The following is a 6,589-nucleotide window of genomic DNA, read 5'->3' as shown; positions in this document are numbered from 1 at the left end:
CCCCGGAGCTGGCCGCCGTCCTCCCCCGCCGCACCGCCATCAACCGCGCCTCGGCCGGCGCCAGCTCCCACGCCCAGGCCCTGGCCGCCAACGTCGACACCGTCGCCATCGCCATCTCCCTCGCCGCCCGCGGCGCGCCCGGGCTCGTCGAACGACTCCTCGCCCTCGCCTGGGAGAGCGGCGCCCAGCCCGTCATCGTGCTCACCAAGGCCGACCTCGCCGAGCAGGACCCGGCCGAGTCCCTCGCCGAGACCGCCGCCCTGGCCCCCGGCGTCGACGTTCTCCTCACCAGCACCGCCACCGGCGAGGGCATCGACACCCTCGCCGCCGTCCTCACCGGCACCATCGTGCTGCTCGGCGCCTCCGGCGCCGGCAAGTCGAGCCTCGGCAACGCCCTCCTCGGCGCCGACCTCCTCGCCACCGGACACGTCCGCGAACAGGACGGCAGGGGCCGGCACACCACCGTCCACCGCGAACTCCTCCCGCTCCCCACCGGCGGCGTCCTCATCGACACCCCGGGACTGCGCAGCGTCGGCCTCCAGGACACCGGCGACGGCATCGAGCAGGTCTTCGCCGAGATCACCCAGCTCGCCCGCCACTGCCGCTTCGTCGACTGCGCCCACCAGAGCGAACCCGGCTGCGCCGTCCTCGCCGCAGTCGAGGACGGCGCCCTGCCCGAACGACGCCTCGTCAGCTACCGCAAGCTGCTGCGCGAGTCCGCCTGGGCCGCCTCCCGTGACGACGCCAGGCTCCGCGCCCAGCGCACCGCGGAACGCAAGGCCATCACCCGCCACCTCCGCGCCACCTACCAGCACCGGAAGCCCCGTACCTGACCGCCCGACAGGCGCCCGGGCAGCGGCCGGGCCCGGGCGCCCCCACCTCACCGTGCCTCCATGCGACGTCCATGCCACCTCCACCGCGACCAACAGAGGATTCCCAGGGGCCGAACGTCAGTTGAGGACGCTAACGTCAAGGGGGTAGGTACTAGACTCGCAGCCGGTTGAGGGGGCGCGACATGAGCTACGGCGACGATTACGACGACACGCGCGCCCGCGGCGTCCCCGCCGGCACCCGTACCCGCCTCCCCGAGCAGCGCGAACCGGCCACCCGCCGCCAACCCGCCTCCACGGGCCGCGGCCTCGCCGCCGTCATCGGCGTCGTCGTCCTGCTGCTCGGCGCCATCGTCTTCGCCAACCAGACCCGCGACGACGGCAACGGCGGAAGCGGCGGCGGCGGTTCGGAAGGCGACCGCGACGGCGACCGCGCCCAGGCCACCGCGCCGAGCGGCCAACCCCCCGTCGACACCTCGACCAACGGCATCCCCGTGGGCCACCCGCAGACGGAGCTGGGCGCCCAGAGCGCCGCCGCCAACTACGCCGTGGCCCTCGGCGGCACCGAGATGTTCGACCCGCAGCGCCGCCCCACCATCGTCAACACCGTCTACGCGCCCGACGTCGCCGCCGACCAGGCCGCCGAGTACGAGCGCACCTACAGCGACCCCGACTTCCTCACCCGCATCGGCCTCACCGAGGCCGGCACCGCCCCGGACGGCACCACCTTCGTCGCCCGCGTCAACCCCGTCGGCACCAACACCGTTCAGTACGCGGGCGACACCGCCCGCGTCGCCGTCTGGTACTCCACCCTGTTCGGCCTCGCCGGCGCCGACTCGCGCAACCCCGTGACCGAAGGCTGGTACACCACCACCTACGACCTCGTCTGGGTCGAAGGCGACTGGAAGATCACCGCCTTCGACGAGCAAGAGGGCCCCGCTCCGGTCGGACGGGACCAACGCGCCTCAACGGCAGAGGAGATGGCCGATGCGGTCGAGCAGTTCGGCGGGTTCACCTATGCGCGCTGACCACCACGGGCGCCCGCCGCGCGGCGGGCGGCTCGCGGCCAGGCTCGCCACCCTCACCGGCGGCCTCGCCGGCCTCCTCGCCCTCGGCACCGCCCTCGCCACCCGCGCCGCCGCGGTCGAGGACGGCGAGGACTGCGGCCTGCTCAGCGGCCAGGCCAGGGACATCTGCGAGGGCAACCCGGAGGACGGCGGCGGCGGTGACGGCGACACCAACGGCGTCACGGACGCCCTCGACCCGCTGTCCTCCCTCGCCCGCGGCTGCGCCGACGCCGCCGCCTGGATCGTCAACGAGCTGTCGGACCTGGTCAACTCGACCACCAACGTCGACTTCACCAACACCTCGTTCCTCCGCCAGTACGCCGTCGTCTTCGCCGCCTCCACCGTCCTCACCCTCATCCTCTGGCTGCTCGCCATCGTCAAGCGCGCCGTCCGCGGCGTCCCGTTCGCCACCGCGCTCTCCGAGGCCATCGGTTACCTCTGGCTCACCGTGATGGCCTCCGCCTTCACGCCCCTCATCCTCTACGTCGTCGTCTCCGCCACCGACAACGTCACCGACGCCATCGTCACCGGCACCGGCGACAACTCGGCGTCGTTCTTCGGCGACTTCGCCGCCGCCCTGGAGGCCGGCGAGGACATCGGCGGCGGCCCGATCATGCTGATCGTCGTCTCCCTCATCTCCATCCTCGCCGCCGGCGTCCTCGCCCTCGAACTCGTCATCCGCGCCGCCATGCTGTACGTCGGCGCGCTGCTCGGCACCGCCGTCTACTCGGGGCTCGTCGACAAGAACCTCTGGGGCCACGTCCGCGGCTGGGCCGGCATCATGATCGCCGTCATCCTCATCAAGCCGGTCATCGCGATCGTCCTCGGCCTCGCCGCCGCCCTCACCAGCGGCGAGGAGAACGGCCCCACCGCCGTCTCGGCCATCATCTCCGGGCTCGCCATCATCATCCTGGCCATCTTCGCCTCCGCCATGATCTACCGCTTCGTCCCCGGCTTCGGCGACGAGATCGTCAACCACCGCGCCATGCGCCAGGACACCAGCAGCCGCGCCGCCCGCGCCGCCGTCTCAACCCCGGCCAGCCTCGTCCGCGAAGGCATGTCCACGCACGGCGCCCGCGGCGGAGCGGCCGCCGGCGGCGCCGCCGGCGCGGCCGCCGCCAGCGGCGGCCAGGGCCCCCGGCCCACCAACCCGATCGCCGGCGGAGTCGCGGCTCACAGTTCCCGTACCGGCCAGTCGGGTTCATCATCGACGGGGACGAACACCAGCCGCACGGGAAGCCCAGGCCCCGAGAACCGAGGAGGTAGCCGGTGACCACCCCGCCCCACACCCTCACCAGGCGCCGCACCTATCTCATCGGAAGGGCCAGGCCGCAGGCCATCGTCGGCAGAAACCGCGAGGCCGGCGAGATCGCCCTCATCGTCGCCGGCGCCTTCCTCGGCATGATGAGCGGCATCCTCATCCCCGCCCTGACCATCCGACTCGTCGGCCTGGTCGGCTTCCCCATGCTCGCCCTCGCCGCCGTCTACCTCCCGTACAACGGCCGCACGTTCTACCGGTGGTTCGAGATCAACCGTTCCTTCAGGCGCACCCAGCGACGCGGCGCCACCTACCGCTCCGACGCCCCCGAAGCCGGCATCACCCTCGACGGCCGCGAAGTCGCCGTCGGCGCGCCCCCCGGCGTCGGCCGCGTCGAATGGTGCCCCACCGCCTTCGGCCCCGACGAGCTCGCCGTCCTCCTCCACACCGACCGGCGCACCATCACGGCCGCCATCGAGATCGAGGGCCCGGGCGTCGGCCTGCGCGACAGCGAGGACCAGGAGGCCCTCGTCGAGCGCTTCGGCACCCTCCTCAAGCACGTGGCCAACGGCGACGGCTACGTCACCCGCCTCCAGATGCTCGCCCGCACCCTCCCCGCCGACCCCGACGCCCACGCCAACGACGTCCGCGAGCGCGGCGACACCACCGCCCCCGGCTGGATCCAGGACTCCTACGACCAGCTCCAGTCCATGGTCTCCACCTCGAGCGAGCAGCACCGGGCCTACCTCATCGCCTGCATGCACCACTCGCGCGACCTCAGCAGCGAGGCGCAGTCCATCGCCCGCGCCGCCCGCACCACGGGCGGCCGCCGCCGCATGTCCCAGGACGAGGCGCTCGCCGTCGTCATGGCCCGCGAGCTCACCGACATCTGCGCCCGCCTCACCGAGGCCGACATCCGCGTCCGCCAGCCACTCGGCGAGGCCCGCCTCGCCTCCCTCATCCACTCCATGTACGACCCCGACCACCCCATCGACCACATCCAGGCCATGTCCAAGCGCAACGCCTGGCCCGCCGAGCTCGACGCCCGCGAACCCACCTACCTCCAGGCCAAGACCCGCGAGTCCGACACCCGCGAGCCCTGGTGCCACGCCACCGCCTGGGTCAAGGAATGGCCGATGACCCCCGTCGGGGTCAACTTCCTCGCCCCGCTCCTCGTCCACACCCCGGACGTGATCCGCACCGTCGCCGTCTGCATGGACCTGGAGCCCACCGAGGTCGCCATCGAGCGCATGCTCACCGAGAAGACCAACGACGCCGCCGAGGCGTCCCGCGCCGCCAAGATGAACCGCACCGTCGACCCGCGCGACGTCGCCGCCCACGGCCGCGTCGACCAGCGCGGCGACGACCTGGCCACCGGCGCCGCCGGCGTCAACCTCGTCGGCTACCTCACGGTCTCCTCGCCCAACCCCGAGGCGCTCGCCAGGGACAAGCGCACCATCCGCGCCTCCGCCGGCAAGTCCTACCTCAAGCTCGAATGGTGCGACCGCGAGCACCACCGCGCCTTCGTGAACACCCTCCCCTTCGCCACCGGGATCAAGCGATGACACACCGCCCGGTGACATCCCCCGTGACATCCCCCGTGACATCCCCCGTGACGTGGACCGTGAAAGAGGTGCCGCCATGCCCCCCCGCGATCCGCTGAGCGTCATCACCGAGGCCTTCACCAGCCTCCTCTTCGGCCGCACCGAGACGACCCGACTCCCCGTGCGCACCTCGACCGGCCAGGCCCAGGCCGTCTACCTGCCCACCGCCGCCCCCGGCCTCGGCGACTCGGGCGTCATCATCGGCCGCGAGGTCTACTCGGGCAAGGGCTACATCTACGACCCCTTCCAGCTCTACGGCCAGCAACTCCCCGCCCCCCACTGGCTGGTGCTCGGCGAGTCCGGCAACGGCAAGTCGGCCCTGGAGAAGACCTACGTCCTGCGCCAACTCCGCTTCCGCGACCGCCAGGTCGTCGTCCTCGACGCCCAAGGCGAGGACGGCGTCGGCGAATGGAACCTGATCGCCCAGGAGTTGGGCATCACCCCGATCCGCCTCGACCCCATGGCCGCCCTGGACGGCAGCGTCCGGCTCAACCCGCTCGACCCGTCCATCACCTCAACCGGTCAGCTCGCCCTGCTCCGCACCATCATCGAGGTAGCCCTCGGCCGCACCCTCGACGAGCGCTCGGGCTTCGCCCTCAAGGTCGCCCACGCCTACGTCAACCAGCACGTCACCGGCCGCCAGCCGATCCTCACCGACATCGTCGAGCGCCTCCGCCACCCCCAGCCGGAGTCCGCCGACGCCATGAACGTCGCCCTGGAGGACGTCCGCGCCTGGGGTCTCGACGTCGCCCTCGTCCTCGACCGGCTCGTCGACGGCGACCTGCGCGGCATGTTCGACGGCCCCACCACCGTCGGCATCGACCTCGACGCCCCCCTCATCGTCTTCGACCTCTCACACATCGACCGCAACTCCATCGCCATGCCCATCCTCATGGCGATCGTCGGCGTCTGGCTCGAGCACACGTGGATAAGGCCCGACCGGAGGAAGCGCATCTTCCTGGTCGAGGAGGCCTGGCACATCATCAACTCGCCGTCCGTGGCCCAGCTCTTCCAGCGCCTGCTGAAGTTCGGCCGCCGGCTCGGACTCTCCTTCGTCGCCGTCGTCCACCACCTCTCGGACGTCGTCGACGGCGCCGCGGCCAAGGAGGCCGCGGCCATCCTCAAGATGGCCTCCACCCGCACCATCTACGCCCAGAAGTCCGACGAGGCCCGCGCCACGGGACAGGTACTCGGCCTGCCCCGCTGGGCCGTCGAGATCATCCCCACCCTCACGCCCGGCATGGCCGTCTGGGACGTCAACGGCAACGTCCAGGTCGTCAAGCACCTGGTCACCGAGGCCGAGCGCCCCCTCGTCTTCACCGACCGCGCCATGACCGAGTCCTCCGCGATGCTGCTGGCCAACGAGGAGCTGGCCGACGTCGACGCCTACGAGGCCGAGACGGAGGCCCGTGTCATGTCCTTCGAGAAGCGGCAGGGCGTCGGTTAGGACATGGCCCCATGAGCAACGACGCACCAGAGCGCCGCGGCGGCGTCCCCGACGCACTGCTCGTCGGCGCCCTCGGCCTGGCCCTCGGCATCACCGCCCTCGTCTGGACCGCCACCGGCATCGCCGGGCTGCTGCGGCACGGCGCCTGGCCCGAGGGCGTCACCTTCCTGCGCACCGCGGGCGCGCTCCGCTCGTTCCTCACCGCCCCGCGCGACGTCGCCGCCGCCTGGCCGGCCGCCGACCCGGCGACGCTGCCGAGCGCCGGCCTGCTGTGGCTGACGTTCCTCGGCCAACTCATCGTGCTGTTCTCCACAGCCCTGTGGATTTCCATCCGGCTCGCCCACTTCCGCGCCCGCCGCCGCCACCGCGACCACCCCGCGGAC

Annotated in this window: 5 protein-coding genes and 1 pseudogene; all 6 read left to right on the top strand. The window is 72.4% G+C overall.

The genetic code is table 11. The features are described 5' to 3' along the window. A partial coding sequence (rsgA, locus tag E1265_RS31505) for a ribosome small subunit-dependent GTPase A (RefSeq protein ID WP_132934386.1) occupies positions 1-833 on the top strand: 833 nt, incomplete at its 5' end. A gap of 182 nt (positions 834-1,015) precedes the next feature. After that, a complete protein-coding gene (locus tag E1265_RS31500; protein ID WP_132934385.1) occupies positions 1,016-1,858 on the top strand; it encodes a hypothetical protein in 843 nt (280 codons plus the stop codon). Beyond that, the gene (locus E1265_RS31495; RefSeq protein ID WP_132934384.1) at positions 1,848-3,170 is read left to right on the top strand and encodes a hypothetical protein; all 1,323 of its coding nucleotides are present in this window, start codon (positions 1,848-1,850) and stop codon (positions 3,168-3,170) included. Before E1265_RS31500 ends, E1265_RS31495 begins: the two co-directional genes overlap by 11 nt. After that, positions 3,167-4,720, top strand: a complete 1,554-nt coding sequence (locus E1265_RS31490) for an SCO6880 family protein (RefSeq protein ID WP_132934383.1) — start codon at positions 3,167-3,169, stop codon at positions 4,718-4,720. The genes E1265_RS31495 and E1265_RS31490 overlap by 4 nt, the downstream gene beginning before the upstream one ends. Before the next feature lie 76 nt (positions 4,721-4,796). Beyond that, the gene (locus E1265_RS31485; protein ID WP_132934382.1) at positions 4,797-6,206 is read left to right on the top strand and encodes an ATP-binding protein; all 1,410 of its coding nucleotides are present in this window, start codon (positions 4,797-4,799) and stop codon (positions 6,204-6,206) included. 11 nt (positions 6,207-6,217) lie between these two features. Beyond that, positions 6,218-6,589: pseudogene (locus E1265_RS31480) on the top strand (type VI secretion protein); the annotation flags it as partial.

It is taken from the genome of Streptomyces sp. 8K308, assembly GCF_004348315.1.
In the GTDB taxonomy this organism is placed as follows: domain Bacteria; phylum Actinomycetota; class Actinomycetes; order Streptomycetales; family Streptomycetaceae; genus Streptomyces.
Note: the sequence above shows the minus strand (reverse complement) of the source record. Positions and strands in the feature narration are given on the sequence as shown.

Excerpts from the sequence above, each read along its gene's own strand:
- E1265_RS31500 (WP_132934385.1), top strand. The coding sequence starts at position 1,016 with ATGAGCTACGGCGACGATTACGACGACACGCGCGCCCGCGGCGTCCCC.
- E1265_RS31495 (WP_132934384.1), top strand. The coding sequence starts at position 1,848 with ATGCGCGCTGACCACCACGGGCGCCCGCCGCGCGGCGGGCGGCTCGCG.
- E1265_RS31485 (WP_132934382.1), top strand. The coding sequence starts at position 4,797 with ATGCCCCCCCGCGATCCGCTGAGCGTCATCACCGAGGCCTTCACCAGC.